The following is a 21,696-nucleotide window of genomic DNA, read 5'->3' on the forward strand; positions in this document are numbered from 1 at the left end:
ACTGGATGGAGGCCAACCGATACATCAATATGGACGATCTGCGCGAGCACAAAAAACTCGCTCTACGCCAAGCCGCATGACCAGCACCATGGCCGCCCAATTTTGCAGAACTTGACGCACACAACCTTTATTTTCACCATGATGCGGCAGGTTTCCTGTCCTGCGGTGATGTTTTGAGTACCGCGGCGTCATTGGAGCAATTCCAGGAAAAGTGTGAAACGGTTTTCCGTCCGGAATTGCGTCAGACAGAGATAGAACGTTTCGCCGTTTCTGTGAAACGGAGAGACGCTCTGGCGCCCAGGCAACAAACCCGCGCTTCCCTGGAGGCGCGGGTTTTTCATTGGCCGAGAAGGTCAGGCGAGAAAATCGGCGCGGTGCGGCGCAAAACTGTCGACCAGACGCCCGGCCTCCAGCGCCCTGACGCCGTGCACCAGCCCGGAGGGAACGATGAAGCTGCCGCCGGTCTCCAGGATTTCGGTCCGTCCGTCGATGGTCACCTCGAAACGGCCTTCGGCGACATAGCTTGCCTGGACATGCGGGTGTGAATGCAGCGCGCCGACGCCGCCCTTGTCGAAGCCGAACTCGACCATCATCAGCTCGTCGGTGGATAGGAGCACGCGCCGGCGATTGCCGTCCGGGGTCGGAGTCCAGGCAGTCTCGCCGGCTTGCGCGAAAATCTTCGGCTCGGTCATCGTCATCTCCTCACCGCGCCAGCCAGCCGCCATCCACCGGCACCACCGCGCCATGCATATAGTTCGAGGCCGGCGCCAGCAGGAAGACGGCGGCATCGCCAATGTCTCCGGGCTCCCCCCAGCGGCCGGCGGGAATGCGCCCGAGGATCGCCGCACTGCGGTCGGGATCGGCGCGCAGCGCCTGCGTGTTGTTGGTCTCGATATAGCCCGGCGCTATGCCGTTGACGTTGATGCCTTTCGCCGCCCATTCGCAGGCGAGCAGACGGGTGATGCCGAGCACGCCATGCTTTGACGCCGTGTAGGACGCAACGCGGATGCCGCCCTGGAAACTCAGCACCGAGGCGATGTTGACGATCTTGCCCCGGCGACCACCGGCAAGGACGCGCCGCGCAAAGGCCTGGCAGAGCAGAAAGACGGCCTTCAAATTAACGTCGATGACATCGTCCCAATCGGCTTCGCTGAGATCGACGGCATCGGCGCGCCGGATGATCCCGGCATTGTTGACCAACCCGTCGAGCGGCCCGTTTTCGTCCCAGACACGATCGAGCATCGGTCCGGCCGCGCCCATGTCGGCAAGGTCGGCGGCAACCGTCTCGAATTGGCCGCCCAGAGCCGCGACCTTGCTCGCCGTCTCCTCCATCGACGAGCGGCCGACGCCGATCACCGCGCCGCCGGCGCGCGCGATCGAGACCGCGATGCCTTGGCCGATGCCGGTGTTGGCGCCGGTCACCAGGATGCGCTTGCCGGCCAGGCTGAAGGCTGTGAGGTCGCTCACCGCAAATCGTCCATCGCCACCGGGTCGACATCGGTGTAGTCGACATTGTCGCCGGCCATCGCCCAGATGAAGGCGTAGTTGGACGTGCCGGCGCCCGAATGGATCGACCAGCCCGGTGACAGCACCGCCTCTTCATTGCGCATGACGATGTGCCGTGTCTCGTCCGGCTCACCCATGAAATGGAAGACGCGCGCCGCCTCGGGCAGGTCGAAATAAAGATAGGCCTCCATGCGCCGGTCATGCACATGACACGGCATGGTGTTCCAGATCGAGCCCGGCGCCAGTTGCGTCATGCCAACCACGAGCTGGCAGGTTCTTGTTCCGCCGTCATGGATGAACTGGAAGATCGAGCGCTCGTTGCAGGCCTCCTTGCTGCCGAGATCGAGGCGCTTGGCGTCATCGAGGCGGATCAGCCGGCTGGGATGGACCTGGTGCGCCGGCGCGCTGAGCAGGTAGAACTTGGCCGGCGCGGCCTTGTCGGCGGAGGCGAATGACACATCGCTGGTGCCCATGCCGAGATAGAGCATGTCGCGCGCCCGCAGGTCGAAGGACTGGCCGCCAGCTTCGATCGAGCCGGCGCCGCCGATGTTGACGGCGATCATTTCGCGCCGGTCGAGAAAACCTTTGGTGCCGGTCGGCTTGATCGCTTCCAACGGCAATGCCGTCGCCACCGGCATGGCGCCGCCGACGATCATGCGGTCGTAGTGGGTATAGGTCAGGCTGACGCGGCCGGGCTGGAAGAGGTCTTCGATGTGGAAATTATGGCGCAGTTCGTCCGTTCCCATGGCGGCGGCGGCGGCCGGGTCGATGGCGAAGCGCGATGTGTAGTCGGTGTGGTTCTGGCTCATCTCTGTCCTGACTTCTGGTGGATCATTCGCCGGCGGCGTTGACCGAACTGGCGTAATAGGCCTGCCGCGCCTGCAGGCGCTCGCGGTAGCGCTGTTGGCTGGCGCCGAGATGGGTGCGCATCGCCTCGCGCGCGGCTTCGGCATGGCCCGCCGTGATCGCATTCAGGATCACCAGATGCTCGCGCTGCAGCCCGCGCTGGTAGCTGTCGGACTGCACCAGTTCGGTCGACCAGGGCGAGGTCACGTCGCACGGAATGGCGCGCCGGCCGAGCACGTCGAGCATTTCGACATAGAACGGATTGTTGGTGGCGCTGGCGATGGCGCGGTGGAAGGCAAGGTCGGCGGGTCCGGTCGGCTGGCTGTCGAGCAGCATCCGCTCGAACTCGAAGAAAGCTTCCTGGATCGCCGCTTCCTGCGCTGCGTTGCGGCGGATGGCGGCGAGGCCGGCCGATTCGATTTCGATCGCCAGGCGCACCTCGAGCACGTTGAGCGCAATGGAATCCTTGGCTCCCATGTCGGCTGCAAGCGCGCCGAACATGGTCGAAATGTGCTCGGTGACGAAGACGCCGGCGCCCTGCCGCGGCTCGACAAGGCCGTCGGCGGCAAGCTTCGCCAGCGCCTCGCGGATGACGGTGCGGCTGACGCCGAAGGTTTCGGTCAGCTGGCCCTCGGTCGGCAATTTTTGGCCGGGCAGGATCTCGCCCGCCAGCAATTGCTTGCGTATCGCCGTGATCACGCTTTCAGAAAGCTTGGGTTTTCGTTCGACCTTGAGATCGGGACTGACGGACACGTGGCGATCTCCTAATGGAACAGGCCCGGCAGCCACAATGAGATTTCCGGTACGTAGGTGACAAGCATCAGCACGGCGAAGGCGGCGCCGTAGAATGGCCAGATCGAGCGCATCGCGGTCCAGATCGGAATGCGGCCGATGGCGCAGCTGACAAACAGGACCGCGCCGACTGGTGGCGTGCAAAGCCCGATGCCGAGATTGAGGATGAGAATGACGCCGAAATGCACGGGATCGACGCCATAGGCCATGACCACCGGCAGGAAGATCGGCGTGGTGATGATGATCAGCGGCGACATGTCCATGAAGGTGCCGAGGATGAGCAGGATGAGATTGAGCAGCAGCAGGATGACCAGCTTGTTGTCGGACACCGACTGCAGAAAGGCGACCAGCGCCGCCGGCACCCTGAGATAGGCGAGCAGCCAGCCGAAGGCCGCCGCGCAGCCGATGATCATCAGCACCATGGCGGTGGTGCGCACCGACGCCGTCGTCGCCGCGACGAAGTCGCCCCAGCTCATCGAGCGGTAGATGATCAGCGTCACCAGGAAGGCATAGACGATGGCGATGCAGGAGCTCTCGGTCGCGGTGAAGATGCCGGACCTGACGCCGCCGAAGATGATGGCGATCAGGATGAGGCCGGGAATGGCGGCGACAAGCAGCTGCATGGCCCGGCCGAAGCCGGCGAAGGGCTCCGTCGGATAGCCGCGGCGGCTGGCAACCCAATAGGCCGTTATCATCAGCGACAGCGCCAGCAGCAGACCCGGCAGCACGCCGGCCGTGAACAGGTCGGCGATCGAGATACGGCCGCCGGCCGAAATCGAATAGATGATCATGTTGTGGGACGGTGGAATGAGAAGTGCGATGATGGCGCCGACCGACGTAATGTTGACGGCGTAGTCGATGCCGTAGCCGCGCGCCTTCATCTGCGGGATCATCAGCCCGCCGACCGCCGACGCATCCGCCACCGCCGAGCCGGAAATGCCGCCGAACATGGTCGACGCAGCGATGTTGACTTGCCCCAGGCCGCCCCGCAAATGGCCGACCAGGGAGCCTGCCAGTGCGACCAGCCGCGCGGCGATGCCGCCGCGCACCATCAGGTCGCCGGCGAAGATGAAGAAGGGGATGGCCATCAGCGAAAAGACGCTGACGCCGGAATTGAGCCGCTGGAACACCACGACCGGCGGCAGCCCGAGCGTGAGGATCGTCGCGAAGCTGGCGACGCCGAGGCAGAACGCGATCGGCGTGCCGATGACCAGCAGGAACACGAAGGTGCCGAAGAGGACCATAAGCGCCATGGTTCAGGGCTCCTCGCCGGCTGCATGGATGTCGACGTCGACGGGCAGGCCGGCAAAACGCCCGGCCAGCCGTTCCAAGGAAAACAGGCAGACCAGCGCGCCACCCAGGATGACCGGCAGGAAGCTGACGCCGCCCGGCAAAGCGAGCGAAGGCATCACCGTGTTCCAGGTCAGCCTCGCCAGTTGTACGCCATAGACGATCATGCCGGCGCCGAAGGCCAGCACGACGAGATCGGAAATGCTGCGCAGCACCGCCTTGCCCGAGGCAGGCAAGACATAGAGCAGCACGTCGAAGCCGAGATGCGTACGCTCCCGCACGCCGACGGCGGCACCGAGAAAAATGAACCAGCCCATCAGCAGCACCGAGAAGGATTCCGTCCAGCTCGGCGAGCGGTTCAGCACGTAGCGCGAGAACACCTGCCAGAAGATGATGATCGTCATCAGCGTCAGGCCGGCGCCGCTGATCCAAAGTGCCAGCCTGGCTAGTCCTGATAGGATGCGCTCCGCACCCAGCCAGAAGCCTCGCATGGCCGACGCGCCCGAAGCCAGCGCGGGGGCCTCCGCGCTGCTCGGTCCGTTGCCCGTGCCGTTCATTTCTCGGCCTGTATGCGGGCGGCCAGGTCCTTCAGCTCGGGCGTCGACAGATACTTGTCGTAGACCGGCTTCATCGCGTCGATCAGCGGCTGCTTGTCGATCTCGCTGACCTTGACCCCCGCGGCCTCGACGATGCCGCGCGACTTCTTCTCCTGCGCGTCCCAGAGTTCGCGCATCTTGACGACGCTGTCCTTGGCCGCCTGCCGCACGATCGCCTGGTCTTCCGGCGACAGCTTGTCCCAGCTTGCCTTCGACATGACCAGCACTTCCGGTACGATCTGGTGTTGGTCCATCGTGTAATGCTTGGCCACTTCGTAGTGCTTGGCGGATTCGAAGCTCGGCCAGTTGTTTTCGGCGCCGTCGATGACGCCCGTCTGCAGCGCCGAATAGACCTCGCCATAGGCCATCGGCGTCGCATTGGCGCCAAGCGCGTTGACCATGTCGACGAACACGTCGGACTGGATGACGCGGAACTTCATGCCTTTCATGTCGGCCATCGAGGTGATGTCCTTCTTGGTGTTGTAGAAGGACCGCGCGCCGGAATCGTAGAAGGCGAGGCCGACAAGGTCGTGCGCCTCGAACGCCTTCAGGATCTGGTCGCCGATCGGGCCGTCCATGACGTGGCGCATGTGCTCGACCGAGCGGAACATGTAGGGCAGCGACGGCACCGCGGTCTCCGGCACGATGCCGTTGAACGGTCCCATCGAGACACGGTCGAGGTCGATGACGCCGGCCTGGGTCTGCTCGATCGTGTCCTTCTCCTCGCCGAGTTGCGCCGAGTGATAGACCTCGATCGAATAGCGGCCGGCGGTGCGCTGCTTGATCAGGTCGCCCATGTACTTGACCGCCTCCACGGTCGGGTAGCCATCCGGATGGGTATCCGAGGATCGCAGCACGGTTTCGGCGTTGGCAATACCGATCAGCAGCGAGCCGAAGGCAAACGTGGCCGCCGTCAATTTCGAAATATGCAACATGACTTCCTCCCTTTGAAAATCGAAACGTCCGGCTCAGAGCCGGTACGCATTTTTGGCAAGCGTGTAGGCAAGCTCCTTCGCCAGTTCATGCGCCTCGTCCTCGCGCAGCCGGTGCTCGGCGACGAGACGCGCCAGGAACGCGCAGTCGACGCGGCGCGCCACGTCGTGGCGGGCCGGGATCGACGGAAAGGCGCGGGTGTCGTCGTTGAAGCCGACCGTGTTGTAGAAGCCGGCGGTCTCGGTGGTCATCTCGCGGAAACGGCGCATGCCTTCCGGGCTGTCGTGGAACCACCAGGCCGGCCCGAGCTTCAGCGCCGGGTAGACGCCGGCCAGCGGCGCCAGTTCGCGCGTATAGCCGGCCTCATCCAGCGTGAACAGGATGACGGTGAGGTCACGCTCCAGCCCGACACAGTCGAGCAGCGGCTTCAGCGCAGTCACATAGTCGGTGCGCGTCGGGATGTCGAAGCCCTTGTCCCTGCCGAATTTCTGGAAAACACCAGGCGAATGGTTGCGCCAGGAGCCCGGATGGATCTGCAGCACCAGCCCGTCATCCCGGCTCATCTTGGCCATTTCGGTCAGCATCTGGGCGCGAAACAGCTTTCGTTCGCGCTCATCTTCCGAGCCGGCGCGAATCCGGTTGAACAGCTCCTGCGCCGCCGCGTCGGAAAGATTGGCGGTCTCCGCCGTCGGATGGCCATGGTCCGATGAAGTCGCGCCGAAGCTCTTGAAGAAGGCGCGCCGCTGGCGGTGCGCGTCGAGATAGCCGGCCCAGGTCCCGGTGTCGCAGCCGGTGATCTCGCCGAGCCGATCCAGATTGGCCGAAAAGGCTTCGAAATCGGGATCGACGACGGCGTCCGGCCGATAGGCGGTGACGACGCGGCCCTCCCAGCCGCTATCGCGGATCATCTGGTGCCATCTGAGGTCGTCGAGCGCGCCTTCGGTCGTCGCGATGACCTCGATGTTGAAGCGCTCGAACAGGGCGCGAGGGCGGAAGTTCTCCCACTGCAGCACCGTCGCGATCGTGTCGTAATGGCGATCGGCGGTTGCGGCGCTCAACGGCTCTTCGATGGCGAACAGATGCGCAAGCACATGGTCGAACCACAGCCGGGTCGGCGTGCCACGGAAGAGGTAATAATGTTCAGCGAACAGCCGCCAGATCGCCCGGCCGTCGGTCTCGACGGGCGCACCATCGAGGGTCGGCACGCCGAGAGCCTCCAGCCGCACGCCCTGGCTGAACAGCATGCGAAAAATATAGTGGTCCGGTACGATGAGCAGCTGCGCGGGATCGGGGAACGGCTCGTTCAGCGCATACCAGCGCGGATCGGTATGCCCGTGCGGGCTGATGATGGGCAGGTCCTTGATGCCGGCATAGAGATCGCGGGCGATCGAGAGCGGACGCGCCTCGGCTGGAAACAGCAAATCCGCATTGATCAGTGCCACGGCCATCGATCCTATCGGTAGGGTTGAGCAGAAATAATGTCAACATACAAAAATTGGATTGTTGTATGATGAGTTTTGAGCAAAGCTGAGCATTGTCGGCGAACGCCGCCGGTGTTACGCCGCCAGTGTTCTGCGGCTTGCGATCCGCCTCCGGATACCAGCCGCTCCATAACCAGCCGTTTCACGAGATGAGTGCGCGAACCGATGACAGACCGCCGCCTTTCCAACGGCACGGCGCCGGCATTACCGGCCAAGGTCGCCGCGCCGCGATATGATCGCGGTGCGGTTACACCGGGCATCGTGCATCTGGGCGTCGGCGCCTTTCACCGCGCCCACCAGGCCGCCTATATCGATGAATGCCTGACGGCCGGCGAGACGGGCTGGGGCATAACCGGCGTGTCATTGCGCAGCGCCGATACGCGCGACGCGCTGGCGCCGCAGAATGGGCTTTACACACTGGCGGTCCGCGGCAGCGGCGGCGAGAAGCTGCATGTCATCGGCTCCATCGGTTCGATGCTGGTGGCGCCGGAAGACCCGGCCGCGGTGCTGGCGGCGCTGACCGATCCGCGCACCCGCATCGTGACGCTGACGATCACCGAGAAAGCCTATTTGCGGGCGGCCGGTGGCGGGCTGGACGCGACGCACCCCGACATCGTCCACGACCTGGCCAATCCGCGAAAGCCGAAGACGGCACATGGTTTTCTGACTGAAGCGCTCGCCCGCAGGCGGGCCGCCAGCACGCCGCCTTTTACCGTGCTTTGTTGCGACAACCTGCCGGCCAACGGCGCCACCTTGCACAGGCTGCTGATCGAATTCGCCAGATTGCGCGATGCCAGTCCTGGTTCGGCGGGCGATGCTGGGGTCGCCGGCCACATCGCAGGTCATGTCGCATTTCCCTCGAGCATGGTCGACCGCATCGTGCCGGCCACGACCGATGCCGACAGGTCGCGGATATCGGGCGAACTTGGTATCGAGGACGCCTGGCCCGTGATGACGGAACCCTTCAGCCAATGGGTGATCGAGGACGATTTCCCGGCCGGCCGGCCTGCCTGGGAAAAATTCGGCGTCACCATGGTCGGCGATGTCGCTCCCTTCGAGGACATGAAGCTGAGGCTGCTCAACGGCGCGCATTCGGGCATCGCCTATCTCGGCCTGCTCAGCGGCCACGCCACGGTCGATCGCGCCTTCGCCGATCCGGCGATAAGGCAATTCGTCGATGCACTGTGGGAGGAGGCCAAATCGACATTGCCGGATGATGCCGGCCTCGACACATCAGCCTATACGGCCGAGCTCGCCGAACGTTTTTCGAACACGGCACTTGCCCACCGCACGGCGCAGATCGCCAATGACGGCAGCCAGAAATTGCCGCAGCGCATCATCGCTTCGGCCATCGAGTGCCTCGAAGCCGGCACCGAACTTGTCCATCTCACGCTGGTGGTGGCAGCCTGGATCGCCGCCTGCGCGGCGCGCGGAAAGAGCTTGCCGGAGGGCCATTTCACCGACCCGCTCGATGCTCCGCTGACTGCGCTTTTGAACCAGCAACTGCCGGCGAACGAAACCGTGACGACGGTGTTCGATCTGGCCGGCTTCGCCAGGGATCACGCCGAACGCCAGACGCTGATCGAACTCGTGGCCGTCCATCTCGTCCATCTGCGACGGGACGGCCCGACTTTGGCTTTTGCTGCGCTCGGCATAGAGGGCGAAGGGCCGTAAGGCGAAGCTGGCACGGATCAGCAGGCGATAGAGGACTTAACGCCGGTGCTACATCGCCGCCATAGCTGAATTCTCGCCGCTCAAACAAAACAAAAAAGCGAGGCAAGTGCCCCGCTTTTCACTTCGCTTCTGAATGGAACCTCAGGCCGGCAGGATGGCGCCTTCCAGCGTGGTGAGCTGGCCAAGGAACTGCTCCGCCTTGCTGCGCGCCTGGTCGTCCTTGGCGTCGACGGCGTCTTCCCTGGCTTCCTGGATGCGGCGGGCGAGATCGGCGCGGTCGACATCCTTCACCGCGACGGCCGATTCCGCCAGCAGCGTGCAGCCGGTGGGCACGATATCGGCAAAGCCGCCGAACACGACATAGCGTTCTTCGCTGCCCGAGGCGTTCTTCACCGTGACGACGCCCGGCTTGATCGTGGTCATGACCGGCGCGTGATGGGCCAGGACGGTCATCTCGCCTTCGGCGCCTGGAATGACGACGGATTCGACCTCGGCGGAAACCAGCAGGCGCTCCGGCGAGACCAGTTCGAACTTGAAAGCTTCAGCCATGATTATCTAGCGAGTAGGGAATAGTGAGTAGCGAGTAGGGAAGAAAACTCGCTCGGCTCACATTTACCCTATTCGCTACTCCCTATTCGCTATTCGCTATTCGCTTGAATTACGCCGCTTCAGCCGCGAGGCGCTGTGCCTTCTCGACTGCTTCGTCGATGCCGCCGACCATGTAGAAGGCGGCTTCCGGCAGGTGGTCATAATCGCCGTTGCAGAGGCCCTTGAAGCCCTTGATGGTGTCGGCGAGGTCGACCAGCTTGCCCGGTGCGCCGGTGAACACTTCGGCGACGAAGAAGGGCTGCGACAGGAAGCGCTCGATCTTGCGGGCGCGAGCCACCGTCTGCTTGTCCTCTTCCGAGAGCTCGTCCATGCCCAGGATGGCGATGATGTCCTGCAGCGACTTGTAGCGCTGGAGGATCGACTGCACCTGGCGGGCGACGCCATAATGCTCGTCGCCGACGACCAGCGGGTCGAGCATGCGCGAGGTCGAGTCCAGCGGATCGACGGCCGGATAGATGCCCTTTTCGGCGATCGAACGGTTCAGCGTCGTCGTCGCGTCAAGGTGAGCGAACGAGGTCGCCGGCGCCGGGTCGGTCAAGTCGTCGGCCGGCACGTAGATCGCCTGCACCGAGGTGATCGAACCCTTGGTGGTGGTGGTGATGCGTTCCTGCAGCGCGCCCATGTCGGTGGCGAGCGTCGGCTGATAGCCCACGGCCGACGGGATACGGCCGAGCAGCGCCGACACTTCGGAACCCGCCTGCGTGAAGCGGAAGATGTTGTCGACGAAGAACAGCACGTCCTGGCCCTGGTCGCGGAAATATTCGGCAACCGTCAGGCCGGTCAGGCCGACGCGGGCGCGCGCGCCCGGCGGCTCGTTCATCTGGCCGTACACCAGCGCCGCCTTCGAGCCTTCGCCGCCGCCCTTCTTGTTGACGCCGGATTCGATGAACTCGTGGTAAAGGTCGTTGCCTTCGCGGGTGCGCTCGCCGACGCCGGCGAACACCGAGTAACCACCATGCGCCTTGGCGATGTTGTTGATCAGTTCCTGGATCAGCACGGTCTTGCCGACGCCGGCGCCGCCGAACAGGCCGATCTTGCCGCCCTTGGCGTAGGGAGCCAACAGGTCGAGCACCTTGATGCCGGTGATCAGGATCTGCGCTTCCGTCGATTGTTCGATATAGGCCGGAGCCGGCTGATGGATCGAGCGCAATTCGACCGCGTCGACCGGGCCTGCTTCGTCGACCGGCTCGCCGATGACGTTGATGATGCGGCCGAGCATGCCCGGGCCGACCGGCACGGCGATCGGGCCGCCGGTGTCGCGCACTTCCTGGCCGCGCACCAGGCCTTCGGTGGAATCCATCGCGATGCAGCGCACGGTGTTTTCACCGAGATGCTGGGCAACTTCGAGCACCAGCCGGTTGCCGACATTGTTGGTCTCGAGCGCGTTCAGGATCGGCGGCAGGTGCTCGCCGAACTGCACGTCGACGACCGCGCCGATGACCTGGCGGACCTTGCCGACAACGCCCGTGGCCCTGGTGGCCACGGCCTGGGTCCTGGCAGCGGCGGCCTTGGCCGGCGCTGCTGCTGCCTTGGCCGGAGCCGCCTTTGCTGCCGCTGCCTTGGCCGCCTTGGCGGGGGCTGCTGTCTTCGGGGCTGCCTTCTGGGGGGTCGCTGCTTTCGCCATCGTCTTTACCCTTTTCGTCCTTTGTTTCTCACGCGGTCCGGTTCGCGGGCCATGACCCGCGGACCGCGCCTAGAGCGCCTCGGCGCCCGAAATGATTTCGATCAGTTCCTTGGTGATCTGCGCCTGCCGCTGGCGGTTGTAGGTGATCGACAGCTTGTTGATCATCTCACCGGCGTTGCGCGTCGCATTGTCCATGGCGCTCATCTTGGCGCCCATTTCGCCCGCCGCGTTTTCGAGCAGCGCGCGGAAAACCTGCACCGCGATGTTGCGCGGGATGAGGTCGGACAGGATTTCGCCCGGCTCCGGCTCATACTCGTAGACGGCGCTGGCGCCATCCGCCGACTCTGGTCGGGCCGAAGAGGCGGACGCTGCCGGAATGATCTGCTGCGCGGTCGGAACCTGGCTGATCACCGACTTGAATTGCGAATAGAACAGCGTGCAGACGTCGAAGGCGCCCTCGTTGAACAGGTGGATGACCTTGCGGGCGATCGCATCGGCATTGACGAAGCCGAGCGTCTTGACCTCGCGCAGATCGACGCGCTCGATGATCATCGCGGCATAGTCGCGGCGCAGGATGTCGAAACCCTTCTTGCCGACGCAGATGATCTTGACCTGCTTGCCATCGGCCAGCAGCCGGCGGATATGGTCGCGGGCATGACGGGCGATCTGCGAATTGAAGCCGCCGCACAGGCCGCGCTCGGCGGTGCAGACGACGAGCAGATGCACGTCATCCTTGCCGGTTCCCGCCATCAGCGCCGGGGCATCGCCACCGCCACCGACAGCCTGGGTGATGTTGGCCAGGACGGAACCCATGCGCTCCGAATAGGGACGCGCCGCTTCCGCCGCCTCTTGCGCACGGCGCAGCTTCGCCGCGGCGACCATCTGCATCGCCTTGGTGATCTTCTGCGTCGCCTTGACCGAGGCGATACGGTTACGAAGGTCTTTTAATGAAGGCATGCTTCAAACCTGATCCCGTCTTGCACTTCGCTCAGGCGAAGGTCTTGGCGAAGGCGTCGATCTCGGCCTTCAGCTTGGCGCGCAGATCGTCCGACAGCGCCTTTTCCTTGCGGATGGCGTCGAGGACGTCCTTGCCGGCCGAGCGCATGTGGCTGAGCAGGCCGTGCTCGAACTTGCCGACCTGGTTGACCGGCAGCTTGTCGAGATAGCCGTTGACGCCGGCGAAGATCACCGCGACCTGCTCTTCCGTCTTCAGCGGCGAGAACTGCGGCTGCTTCAGAAGTTCGGTCAGGCGCGAGCCGCGGTTGAGCAGGCGCTGCGTGGCGGCATCGAGATCCGAGCCGAATTGCGCGAAAGCAGCCATTTCGCGGTACTGCGCGAGCTCGCCCTTGATCGAGCCGGCGACCTGCTTCATCGCCTTGATCTGCGCCGAGGAACCGACGCGCGACACCGACAGGCCGACGTTGACGGCCGGACGGATGCCCTGGAAGAACAGGTTGGTTTCGAGGAAGATCTGGCCGTCGGTGATCGAGATCACGTTGGTCGGGATGTAGGCCGACACGTCGTTGGCCTGCGTTTCGATGACCGGCAGCGCGGTCAGCGAGCCGCCACCCAGGTCGTCGTTGAGCTTGGCGGCGCGCTCGAGCAGGCGCGAGTGCAGGTAGAAGACGTCGCCCGGATAGGCTTCGCGGCCCGGCGGGCGGCGCAGCAACAGCGACATCTGGCGATAGGCGACGGCCTGCTTCGACAGATCGTCATAGCTGATCAGCGCATGCATGCCGTTGTCGCGGAAATATTCGCCCATGGTGCAGGCCGTGAACGGCGCCAGGAACTGCATCGGCGCCGGATCGGACGCGGTGGCGGCGACGATGATCGAATATTCGAGCGCGCCGCGCTCTTCCAGCACCTTGACGAACTGCGCGACGGTCGAGCGCTTCTGGCCGACGGCGACGTAGACGCAGTAGAGCTTTTCCTTCTCGGGGCCGTTGTCGTGCACCGACTTCTGGTTGAGCATCGTGTCGAGGATGATGGCGGTCTTGCCGGTCTGGCGGTCGCCGATGACCAGCTCGCGCTGGCCGCGGCCGACCGGGATCAGCGCATCGATGGCCTTGAGGCCGGTCGACATCGGCTCGTTCACCGATTTGCGCGGGATGATGCCGGGCGCCTTGACGTCGACGCGCTTGCGCTCGATCGCCTTGATCGGGCCTTTGCCGTCGATCGGGTTGCCGAGCGCGTCGACAACGCGGCCGAGCAGGCCGGGGCCGACAGGCGCGTCGACGATGGCGCCGGTGCGCTTGACGGTGTCGCCTTCCTTGATGTCGCGGTCGGCGCCGAAGATGACGACGCCGACATTGTCGGCTTCGAGATTGAGCGCCATGCCGCGGATGCCGCCGGGGAATTCGACCATTTCGCCGGCCTGGACATTGTCGAGACCGTAGACGCGGGCGATACCGTCACCGACGGACAGCACCTGTCCGACTTCGGAGACCTCGGCCTCCTTGCCGAAATTCTTGATCTGGTCTTTCAGAATTGCGGAAATTTCCGCGGCGCGGATGTCCATCAGCCGACCTCCTTCAGTGCAAGCTTGAGCGAATTGAGTTTGGTTTTGAGCGACGTATCGATCTGGCGCGAGCCCATCTTGACCACCAGTCCGCCGAGCAGCGACGGGTCGACGGTGACGGAAATGGCCACGTCCTTGCCGGCAACGCTCTTCAGCGCCGCCTTGAGTTCGGTCTGCTGGGCCGCGGTCAGCTCATGCGCCGACGTCACTTCAGCAGCAGCCTCGCCACGGTGCTCAGCGGCGATCTGGCGGAATGCCTTGATCATGCCAGGCACCGCGAACAGGCGGCGGTTCTTGGCGACGACGCGCAGGAAATTGCCCGTCAGGCCGGTGATGCCGGCCTTGTCGGCGATCGCCGCGATGGCCTTGGCCTGGTCCTCGCTGGAGAATACCGGGCTGTTGATCAGCCGGGTGAGGTCCGCGCTGCCCGCCAGCATGGCCTCGAAACCATTCAGGTCGGCCTCGACCTTGGCCACGGAATTTGACTGCGATGCCAGTTCGAACAGCGAACCGGCATAGCGCTCTGCGACACCTGAGATTGGCGATGACGATTGGGCCACGGACCGTCTTTTCTCTTGTCTGACAGGCCGCAGATTGTTGGCGCGAGCAAAAACTCTGGCTAAATCTTTGACCTTACTGCATTTTTCCAAGCACGGAGGCGCGGCTTCCGCTATCCCCGGCCGAAAGTCGATTGCCGTCTAGCACAGGCATTTTAAGACCGCAATGCGTCGTTCCGCATGGTTTTCAGGCACTATTGTCGCATCCGGCGAAAGACTCGGGTCCTGCGCGCCGGAATACCCTTGGATTCAGGGCACAAAGCCGAAGGCAAAGGCGAGCGGCAAGGCCGCGAGCGCCAGTTCCACCACGATGGAAACCCAATTGAAAGGTGTATTGGCGCCATCCGACATCATCGACAGCAGCCGGCCGAAGGCGGTGAACAGCCAGGAGAAGCCGAGCGCCATGTAGACCAGCGGCTGCGCGAGCAGGATGCAGCACAATCCGACCCCTAGATAGAAGCCCGACATGCGGCCTCGGCCTTCGGCGATCGCCGCCGCCTTCTCGGGTTTGGCCTGCAGGCGCAGGATGCGGAACGCCAGGCCCGGCGCCAGGAAGAACAGAAGGCCGAGCAGCACGGTGAAGACCGCGCTCGACCAGGCCAGCCATTCGCCCTGGCTCGTCGGCCATGGAAGCGCAAAGTCCATCGTGTCCCCTCGAAAAGTCTGCTTTGAAATCGCGGGCATTCTAGCGGAGTAAAAATGCCGCGCCAGATGGCTCCAGGCACTTTAGGAGGCGCGCATCAACCGAGCGCGAATTCCACCGCCGCCTCGGCATGGATGCGCGTCGTATCGAAAACCGGAATGTCGAAATCGCCCTGGCCGATCAGCATGGTGATCTCGGTGCAGCCCATGATCAGGCTGTCGGCGGCCTCTTCGCGGCGAAGGCGGTTTGCCTCGGCGACATAGGCGGCCTTCGAAGCTTCGGAGACAACGCCCTGGCAGAGTTCCTCGTAGATGACGCGATGGACCATGTCGCGCCCGACGTCATCGGGCACCACTGGCGAGAGGCCATATTTGTCGGCAAGCCGCCCCTTGTAGAAGTCCTGCTCCATGGTGAACCGCGTCGCCAGCAGCGCCGGGCGCCGCAAACCGGCCTGCCTGATCGCGGCCGCGGTGGCATCGGCAATATGGATCAGCGGGATCGACACGGACGCCTGCACCGGGTCGGCCAGCTTATGCATGGTGTTGGTGCACAAGAGCAGACCTTCCGAGCCGCCGGCCTCAAGCTTGCGCGCGGCATCGGTCAGCAGCGCGCCGGCACCGTCCCAATCGCCATGATGCTGCCGCTCCGCGATGTCGGAAAAATCGAACGACCAGAGCAGCAGCTTCGCCGAATGCAGCCCACCCAGCCGCTCGCGCACGATCTCGTTGAGCAGGCGATAGTAGATCGCGGTCGATTCCCAGCTCATGCCGCCGAGCAGGCCAAGGGTTTTCATGTGATCTTTCCGTTTCTCTCGCCGAGACAACTGTAGCTGAATTGCGTCCCTACAAAAAACTCTGGGGGTCGATGTCGACCTGCACCCGGACCGAGCCGCGCGGCTTCGGTCCGTTGGCGAGCATTGCCCTGATAAAGCCTTGCATGTCGGCGCGCCGTTCGCCCTGGATCAGCAGGCGGAAGCGGTGGCGGCCGCCGAGCAGCGACAGCGGGGCTTCCGCCGGCCCGAGCACGAACAGGTCCGACGCTTCCGGTGCCGCGCGGCGCAGGCCGCGTGCATGGCCTTCCGCTTCCGCCCGCGTCACCGCGCTTACGATGACGCCGGCCAGCCGGCCGAAGGGCGGCAAGGCAGCGCGTTCGCGCTCCGAAATCTCGCGCTGGTAGAAAGATTCGGCATCGCCTGAGACGATCGCCCGCATCACCGGATGGTCGGGCTGGAAGGTCTGCAGCAGGCCAAGGCTCTTCTTGCCGGTGCGGCCGGCACGGCCGGTCACCTGGCTGAGCAGCTGAAACGTGCGCTCGGCGGCCCGCGGATCGCCATTGGCAAGGCCGAGATCGGCGTCGACGACGCCGACCAGCGTCATGTTCGGGAAATTGTGGCCCTTGGCGACCAGTTGCGTGCCGATGACGATATCGGCCTCGCCATTGGCGATTGCCTCCAGCTCCAGCCGCAACCGTCGTACACCGCCCATGATGTCCGACGACAGCACGATGGTGCGCGCCTCCGGGAAATGCGTCACGACCTCCTCGGCGATGCGTTCGACCCCCGGCCCGCAAGCCACCAGATGGTCGAGTGTGCCGCATTCCGGGCAGGCTTCGGGACGGCGCTCGTTGTGACCGCAGTGATGACACACCAACTGGCCGCGAAAGCGGTGTTCGACCAGCCAGGCCGAGCACACCGGACAGCCGAAGCGATGGCCGCAGACCCGGCACAGCGTCAGCGGCGCATAGCCGCGCCGGTTGAGGAACAGCAGCGACTGCTCCTTCTTCTCCAGCGTCCGGCGCATATGGTCGATCAGCACCGGCGACAGAAATCCGCCACGGGCGGGCGGTGCGCGGCGCATGTCGATCGATTTGAGATCGGGAAGTGCCGCCTCGGCGAAGCGGGCGGAAAGCACAGCCCTGGCATAACGGCCCTGGCTGGCGTTGACCCGGCTCTCGACCGATGGCGTCGCGGACGCCAGGACGACGGGGAAGCCGCCTATGTGGCCGCGCACGACAGCCATGTCTCGCGCATTGTAGAAGACGCGGTCTTCCTGCTTGTAGGCGGGGTCGTGCTCTTCGTCGACCACGATCAGGCCAAGCTCCCGGAACGGCAGGAACAGCGCCGAGCGCGCGCCAGCGACGACGCGCACGCCGCCTTCCGCCACCTGCCGCCAGACCTTTTCACGCATTCGCGGTGGCAAATCCGAATGCCATTCGCCCGGCTTGGCGCCGAAACGTTGCTGGAAGCGTTCGAGAAAGGCATGCGTCAGCGCGATTTCCGGCAGCAGGATGAGCACCTGCTTGCCCTGCTCGAGCGCGGCCGCCACCGCCTCGAAATAAACCTCCGTCTTGCCCGAACCGGTGACGCCGTCGAGCAACGCGACATTGAACTCGCCGGCCGCGACATTGGCGCGCAGCATCGACGCGGCCTCGTTCTGGTCCGGCATCAGTTCGGGAACGGCATAGCTGGGATCAGGCGCGGCCACCACTGGGCGCGGCGGGATCATCACCGTCTCGAACACGCCTTGCGCTTTCAGCCCCTCGATCACCGTCGACGACACGCCCGCGGCGTGCGCGAGGCCGGATCGCGTCCAGGCAAGGCCACCTTCGGCCGTCTCCAGCACGCGGGCCCTGGCATCGGTCATCCGGTCAGGCACGAGCAGGGTGCGCTGCAGCCCTTCGATCCAGGGTTCGGGATCAAAGGCCTCCGGCGTCCTGAGCAACATGCGCGCCACCATGCCCGGCGGCGACAGCGTGTATTGCGCCACCCAGTCGACGAAGCGACGCATGGCGCGGTCGATTGGCGGACAGTCGAAAACCTGCTCGATCGGACGTAATTTCCTGGCATCGACCTGTTCGACCGCGCCGTCCCAGACAATGCCGGCGACCTGGCGCGGCCCAAGCGGCACGCGCACGATCGAACCCGGCACCACGCGCATGCCGGCCGGCACGGCATAGGTGTAGGGGCGTTCGGCCGGCATCGGCACCAGCACCGGCGCGGCCGCGACAAAGGGCGAATCTTCGATCATGAGGCGTGACCTTGCCCTGACTTTGGTCTAGATCAAAGAGCAACGCTGAACGTGCCTTCCCAAGCACGACGAAATCGTCAGGAGACCCGCCATGAAATTTTTTGCCGACACCGCCGATATCAAAGAGATCAAGGAACTGAACGATCTGGGACTGCTCGATGGCGTCACCACCAATCCCTCGCTGATCCTGAAATCGGGTGGCAAGATCATCGAGGTCACCAAGCAGATCTGCGACATCGTCGAAGGCCCGGTCTCGGCCGAGGTCGTGGCGACCGAGTTCAAGCAGATGATGGCCGAGGCCGAGGTGCTGGCCAAGATCGCGCCCAATATTGCCATCAAGGTGCCGCTGACGCTGGACGGCCTGAAGGCCTGCAAGACGATCCGCACCGAGATGAACCGCATGGTCAACGTCACGCTGTGCTTCTCGGCCACCCAGGCGCTGCTCGCGGCCAAGGCCGGCGCGTCCTTCATCTCGCCCTTCGTCGGCCGCATCGACGACACCGGCTCGGACGGCATGGAGCTGATCCAGGAGATCCGTCAGATCTACGACAACTACGATTTCCAGACCGAGATCCTGACCGCTTCCGTGCGCACGGTGAACCACGTCAAGCAGGCGGCTCTCATCGGCGCCGACGTCATCACCGCGCCGCCGGCGACGCTGAAGGCGCTGGTCAACCATCCGCTGACCGACAAGGGCCTGGCCGCCTTCCTCGCCGATTGGGCCAAGACCGGCCAGAAGATCGGCTGAGCGGTCCCACACCAGATACGAAGAAAGGCCGGGCAACCGGCCTTTTTCATGCGCTGCGGATCAAGAGCTGACCGCCCGGTCAGTCCATGCCGTCGTCGGGGGGCGCGATAGGCGACGGGCGCTTGCCCGCCATGATCTCGCGCTTGCCGACATGGTTGGGTGCGCCGACCAGACCCTCCTTCTCCATGCGTTCGACCAGTGAAGCCGCGCGATTGTAGCCGATGCCGAGGCGGCGCTGGATGTAGGACGTCGAACATTTCTTGTCGCGCAACACCACCTTGACCGCCTCGTCATAGCTGGAATCGCCATCCTCGGCGGCAACGGCTCCCTTGTCGAAGACCGGACCCTGGTCGCCGTCCTCTTCCTCTTCATCCTCGTCGGCCGTCACGGTCTCCAGATATTCGGGACGGCCCTGCGCCTTCAGATGCGCCACGACATGCTCGACCTCGGCGTCGGAAACAAAGGGGCCGTGCACACGGGCAATGCGCCCGCCGCCCATCATGTGCAGCATGTCGCCCTGGCCGAGCAGCTGCTCGGCGCCCTGCTCGCCCAAGATGGTGCGGCTGTCGATCTTGGAGGTGACCTGGAAGGAGATGCGGGTCGGGAAATTGGCCTTGATCGTGCCGGTGATGACATCGACCGAAGGCCGCTGCGTTGCCATGATCAGGTGGATGCCGGCGGCGCGCGCCATCTGCGCCAGGCGCTGGATGGCGCCTTCGATCTCCTTGCCGGCAACCATCATGAGGTCGGCCATCTCGTCGACGATGACGACGATGTAGGGCATCGGCGCGAGATCGATTTCCTGCTGTTCGAACAGCGGCTCGCCGGTGCCCTTCTCGAAGCCGGCCTGCACGGTCATGACGACCGTCTCGCCCTTGTCGCGGGCTTGGGCGGCGCGCTCATTGTAGCCGTCGATGTTGCGCACGCCGAGCCGCGCCATCTTGCGATAGCGATCCTCCATCTCGCGCACCGCCCATTTGAGCGCGGTAACGGCCTTCTTGGGATCCGTGACGACGGGGGTCAGAAGGTGCGGGATACCGTCATAGACGGAGAGCTCAAGCATTTTCGGGTCGACCATGATCAGCCGGCATTCTTCCGGCTTCAGCCGGTAGAGCAGCGACAGGATCATGGTGTTGATGGCGACCGACTTGCCGGAGCCGGTGGTGCCGGCGACGAGCAGGTGCGGCATTTTCGCCAGCTCGGCAATGACAGGTTCGCCGCCGATCGTCTTGCCAAGGCAAAGCGCCAGCTTGCAGCTGGTCTTGCGGAAGCCCTGCGATTCGATCAGTTCGCGGAAATAGACGGTTTCGCGGGTCTCGTTCGGCAGCTCGATACCGATGACATTGCGGCCGGGCACCACGGCGACGCGCGCCGAGACCGCCGACATGGAGCGGGCGATATCGTCGGCGAGGCCAATGACGCGCGACGACTTGACACCCGGCGCCGGCTCGAACTCATAGAGGGTAACGACCGGGCCAGGGCGAACGTGGATGATCTCGCCGCGCACGCCGAAATCCTCCAGCACGCTTTCCAGGAGATCGGCATTCTGCTCGAGCCGCTCCTGCGACATGTAGAAGCCCTGCCCTTCCGGCGGCTGCTGCAGCAGTTCCTCCGAGGGAAGCTCGTAGCTTTCGCCCGTCACCGGCCGCGCAACCTTGCCAGCCATGGGCAGCGACGGCCCGCGCACGGTGGCAACGGTTTCCTCCACGCGCTGCACAAGTGGGGCGGCGCTGCTTGCGGCAGATGCGACCACTGACGTCGTCCGAGCCTGCCGGACAGCCCTGCCCGCCGGAACGGGCGGCTCGACCAAGGCCTTGTTGGAGTTGGCCGGAAAGACGTCCGGCAGCGCGGACGAGGCCTGGCCCGGAAGGCATTCGATGACACGGAACAAGGCGGTGACATCGGCCACGGCGGACGCGGAGATGTCGGCCCGGGCCGCGGCGACCGGCGCAGCCGCGACCGGTACACGCGAAACCGGGCTGACTGAGCGGGGCGGCGACGTCACGTCAACCAGAAGGGGAGCCAAGCCCTCGAAGAAGGCGTGATCCGAAAGATAGGGCCGCCGGGCTTTTTCAGCGGTGGCTGTTTTGACCGGCGCGCCATTCACGACAACGGGCGCCGGGCGCGCGGCCGCTCGTGCCGTTGCGGGCATCTTCAGAGCCGCCGGCTGAACACCTTGCGACGTCTCGCCGCCGCGCGCCGGCTGAGCGGACGCGGCCGGTGACGGTCCGCGATGCATGACGGCGCCAGGCCCGACCCGCTCTGTAGGGAGTGCCTGCGGGCCGCCCTGCTCGGCAACCTCGTCATTCGGCTGGCGATGCTTGGGCTCGTAATCCGGCGTGCGTGTAAAACGCACATTGGGCGCAAGGAAAAAATACTCTTGCCAGGCAGGGCTTTCGGTGTCGCCGTGCGGGAAAGCTTTGTCCGCCGCGGGCTTCCCATTCGGCCCCACGGAGGGTCCGCGGTCGTCGCCGGGATCGGTTACCCGCCCGGAATGGCCCGCATGGGAAGCACCGGACTGGCGGACATCCACCTTGCCGCGCGGGCCGCCGGAGCGCTCTCTTTCGGGGTCATCGGGCGAAGCTGCGTGCAACGAATTGACCCGAGAAAAACGCCTGGCTTCCATGCTCAAGACTCACTGTGGAACGTCTGCTGAGCAATAGGGAGCGAGTGGTTAACAGTTGCTTCCGTCAGCGCCGTTGGAGCGAGCGAAAAATATCTTTCGCGGCGATGCCGAACGATACGGATTCGAGCGCTGGATCGTATTCGACGATCGTCCACGTATGCGGGCCGAGCAAGTGCACGCGCCGGCCCTTGGCCATCGGGAAACAGCCGGGGGCACCAGGATCGAGA

Annotated in this window: 20 protein-coding genes; 2 read left to right on the top strand and 18 right to left on the bottom strand. The window is 64.6% G+C overall.

What is annotated here, in order from left to right; all coding sequences use genetic code 11:
* Positions 1–353: 353 nt before the first annotated feature.
* The 8 genes from O7B34_RS28995 to uxaC all read right to left on the bottom strand — a co-directional run bounded on the left by O7B34_RS28995 (position 354) and on the right by uxaC (position 7,411).
* Entirely contained in the window at positions 354–692 is a 339-nt protein-coding gene (locus O7B34_RS28995; protein WP_337149231.1) for a cupin domain-containing protein, read from the bottom strand.
* 10 nt (positions 693–702) lie between these two features.
* Complete coding sequence (kduD, locus tag O7B34_RS29000) at positions 703–1,467, bottom strand: 2-dehydro-3-deoxy-D-gluconate 5-dehydrogenase KduD (RefSeq protein WP_337149233.1); 765 nt, start codon at positions 1,465–1,467, stop codon at positions 703–705.
* On the bottom strand, positions 1,464–2,315 hold the full coding sequence (kduI, locus tag O7B34_RS29005) for a 5-dehydro-4-deoxy-D-glucuronate isomerase (protein WP_337149234.1): 852 nt from the start codon (positions 2,313–2,315) through the stop codon (positions 1,464–1,466). The genes kduD and kduI overlap by 4 nt, the downstream gene beginning before the upstream one ends.
* Positions 2,316–2,337: 22 nt before the next feature.
* Positions 2,338–3,105 (bottom strand): FadR/GntR family transcriptional regulator, encoded by a 768-nt coding sequence (locus O7B34_RS29010; protein ID WP_337149235.1) that lies wholly within the window; start codon positions 3,103–3,105, stop codon positions 2,338–2,340.
* 11 nt (positions 3,106–3,116) lie between these two features.
* Positions 3,117–4,397, bottom strand: a complete 1,281-nt coding sequence (locus O7B34_RS29015) for a TRAP transporter large permease (protein WP_337149236.1) — start codon at positions 4,395–4,397, stop codon at positions 3,117–3,119.
* Positions 4,398–4,400: 3 nt separating this feature from the next.
* Positions 4,401–4,925: a TRAP transporter small permease gene (locus O7B34_RS29020; RefSeq protein WP_337149270.1), complete on the bottom strand. Its 525-nt coding sequence runs from the start codon at positions 4,923–4,925 to the stop codon at positions 4,401–4,403.
* A 62-nt stretch (positions 4,926–4,987) separates the two neighbouring features.
* Complete coding sequence (locus O7B34_RS29025) at positions 4,988–5,965, bottom strand: TRAP transporter substrate-binding protein (RefSeq protein WP_337149237.1); 978 nt, start codon at positions 5,963–5,965, stop codon at positions 4,988–4,990.
* A gap of 33 nt (positions 5,966–5,998) precedes the next feature.
* Positions 5,999–7,411, bottom strand: a complete 1,413-nt coding sequence (gene uxaC, locus O7B34_RS29030) for a glucuronate isomerase (protein ID WP_337149238.1) — start codon at positions 7,409–7,411, stop codon at positions 5,999–6,001.
* Between the two features lie 198 nt (positions 7,412–7,609).
* Here uxaC and O7B34_RS29035 point away from each other — a divergent pair, with 198 nt between their 5' ends.
* Complete coding sequence (locus O7B34_RS29035) at positions 7,610–9,118, top strand: mannitol dehydrogenase family protein (RefSeq protein ID WP_337149239.1); 1,509 nt, start codon at positions 7,610–7,612, stop codon at positions 9,116–9,118.
* A 141-nt stretch (positions 9,119–9,259) separates the two neighbouring features.
* Here O7B34_RS29035 and O7B34_RS29040 read toward each other — a convergent pair whose 3' ends face one another.
* From O7B34_RS29040 to O7B34_RS29075, 8 genes are all read right to left on the bottom strand, one after another.
* Positions 9,260–9,667: a F0F1 ATP synthase subunit epsilon gene (locus O7B34_RS29040; RefSeq protein ID WP_337149240.1), complete on the bottom strand. Its 408-nt coding sequence runs from the start codon at positions 9,665–9,667 to the stop codon at positions 9,260–9,262.
* A 109-nt stretch (positions 9,668–9,776) separates the two neighbouring features.
* Positions 9,777–11,351, bottom strand: a complete 1,575-nt coding sequence (atpD, locus tag O7B34_RS29045; protein WP_337149241.1) for a F0F1 ATP synthase subunit beta — start codon at positions 11,349–11,351, stop codon at positions 9,777–9,779.
* 69 nt (positions 11,352–11,420) lie between these two features.
* On the bottom strand, positions 11,421–12,308 hold the full coding sequence (locus tag O7B34_RS29050; protein ID WP_337149243.1) for a F0F1 ATP synthase subunit gamma: 888 nt from the start codon (positions 12,306–12,308) through the stop codon (positions 11,421–11,423).
* Positions 12,309–12,339: 31 nt separating this feature from the next.
* Positions 12,340–13,869, bottom strand: a complete 1,530-nt coding sequence (gene atpA, locus O7B34_RS29055) for a F0F1 ATP synthase subunit alpha (protein WP_027145125.1) — start codon at positions 13,867–13,869, stop codon at positions 12,340–12,342.
* On the bottom strand, positions 13,869–14,429 hold the full coding sequence (locus O7B34_RS29060) for a F0F1 ATP synthase subunit delta (protein ID WP_140769492.1): 561 nt from the start codon (positions 14,427–14,429) through the stop codon (positions 13,869–13,871). The genes atpA and O7B34_RS29060 overlap by 1 nt, the downstream gene beginning before the upstream one ends.
* A 246-nt stretch (positions 14,430–14,675) precedes the next feature.
* Complete coding sequence (locus O7B34_RS29065) at positions 14,676–15,071, bottom strand: AGROH133_08824 family phage infection protein (RefSeq protein ID WP_127275645.1); 396 nt, start codon at positions 15,069–15,071, stop codon at positions 14,676–14,678.
* A gap of 95 nt (positions 15,072–15,166) precedes the next feature.
* The gene (locus O7B34_RS29070; protein WP_337149244.1) at positions 15,167–15,862 is read right to left on the bottom strand and encodes an aspartate/glutamate racemase family protein; all 696 of its coding nucleotides are present in this window, start codon (positions 15,860–15,862) and stop codon (positions 15,167–15,169) included.
* Positions 15,863–15,911: 49 nt separating this feature from the next.
* Positions 15,912–18,095 (bottom strand): primosomal protein N', encoded by a 2,184-nt coding sequence (locus O7B34_RS29075; RefSeq protein ID WP_337149245.1) that lies wholly within the window; start codon positions 18,093–18,095, stop codon positions 15,912–15,914.
* A 91-nt stretch (positions 18,096–18,186) separates the two neighbouring features.
* Between O7B34_RS29075 and fsa the strand changes: the two genes are divergently transcribed.
* On the top strand, positions 18,187–18,843 hold the full coding sequence (fsa, locus tag O7B34_RS29080; protein ID WP_027145130.1) for a fructose-6-phosphate aldolase: 657 nt from the start codon (positions 18,187–18,189) through the stop codon (positions 18,841–18,843).
* Between the two features lie 79 nt (positions 18,844–18,922).
* On the opposite strand, the gene O7B34_RS29085 is transcribed toward fsa, so the two are convergent.
* Both O7B34_RS29085 and O7B34_RS29090 read right to left on the bottom strand, forming a co-directional pair.
* Positions 18,923–21,469, bottom strand: a complete 2,547-nt coding sequence (locus O7B34_RS29085) for a DNA translocase FtsK (protein WP_337149246.1) — start codon at positions 21,467–21,469, stop codon at positions 18,923–18,925.
* 64 nt (positions 21,470–21,533) lie between these two features.
* A complete protein-coding gene (locus O7B34_RS29090; protein ID WP_337149247.1) occupies positions 21,534–21,665 on the bottom strand; it encodes a hypothetical protein in 132 nt (43 codons plus the stop codon).
* Positions 21,666–21,696 lie beyond the last annotated feature (31 nt).

Source organism: Mesorhizobium sp. Cs1299R1N3 (genome assembly GCF_037179625.1).
GTDB classification, from domain to species: Bacteria; Pseudomonadota; Alphaproteobacteria; order Rhizobiales; family Rhizobiaceae; genus Mesorhizobium; species Mesorhizobium salmacidum.

Excerpts from the sequence above, each read along its gene's own strand:
- O7B34_RS28995 (WP_337149231.1), bottom strand. The coding sequence starts at position 692 with ATGACCGAGCCGAAGATTTTCGCGCAAGCCGGCGAGACTGCCTGGACT.
- kduI (WP_337149234.1), bottom strand. The coding sequence starts at position 2,315 with ATGAGCCAGAACCACACCGACTACACATCGCGCTTCGCCATCGACCCG.
- O7B34_RS29015 (WP_337149236.1), bottom strand. The coding sequence starts at position 4,397 with ATGGCGCTTATGGTCCTCTTCGGCACCTTCGTGTTCCTGCTGGTCATC.
- O7B34_RS29020 (WP_337149270.1), bottom strand. The coding sequence starts at position 4,925 with ATGCGAGGCTTCTGGCTGGGTGCGGAGCGCATCCTATCAGGACTAGCC.
- O7B34_RS29025 (WP_337149237.1), bottom strand. The coding sequence starts at position 5,965 with ATGTTGCATATTTCGAAATTGACGGCGGCCACGTTTGCCTTCGGCTCG.
- uxaC (WP_337149238.1), bottom strand. The coding sequence starts at position 7,411 with ATGGCCGTGGCACTGATCAATGCGGATTTGCTGTTTCCAGCCGAGGCG.
- O7B34_RS29035 (WP_337149239.1), top strand. The coding sequence starts at position 7,610 with ATGACAGACCGCCGCCTTTCCAACGGCACGGCGCCGGCATTACCGGCC.
- O7B34_RS29040 (WP_337149240.1), bottom strand. The coding sequence starts at position 9,667 with ATGGCTGAAGCTTTCAAGTTCGAACTGGTCTCGCCGGAGCGCCTGCTG.
- atpD (WP_337149241.1), bottom strand. The coding sequence starts at position 11,351 with ATGGCGAAAGCAGCGACCCCCCAGAAGGCAGCCCCGAAGACAGCAGCC.
- O7B34_RS29050 (WP_337149243.1), bottom strand. The coding sequence starts at position 12,308 with ATGCCTTCATTAAAAGACCTTCGTAACCGTATCGCCTCGGTCAAGGCG.
- atpA (WP_027145125.1), bottom strand. The coding sequence starts at position 13,869 with ATGGACATCCGCGCCGCGGAAATTTCCGCAATTCTGAAAGACCAGATC.
- O7B34_RS29065 (WP_127275645.1), bottom strand. The coding sequence starts at position 15,071 with ATGGACTTTGCGCTTCCATGGCCGACGAGCCAGGGCGAATGGCTGGCC.
- O7B34_RS29070 (WP_337149244.1), bottom strand. The coding sequence starts at position 15,862 with ATGAAAACCCTTGGCCTGCTCGGCGGCATGAGCTGGGAATCGACCGCG.
- O7B34_RS29075 (WP_337149245.1), bottom strand. The coding sequence starts at position 18,095 with ATGATCGAAGATTCGCCCTTTGTCGCGGCCGCGCCGGTGCTGGTGCCG.
- fsa (WP_027145130.1), top strand. The coding sequence starts at position 18,187 with ATGAAATTTTTTGCCGACACCGCCGATATCAAAGAGATCAAGGAACTG.
- O7B34_RS29085 (WP_337149246.1), bottom strand. The coding sequence starts at position 21,469 with ATGGAAGCCAGGCGTTTTTCTCGGGTCAATTCGTTGCACGCAGCTTCG.
- O7B34_RS29090 (WP_337149247.1), bottom strand. The coding sequence starts at position 21,665 with ATGGCCAAGGGCCGGCGCGTGCACTTGCTCGGCCCGCATACGTGGACG.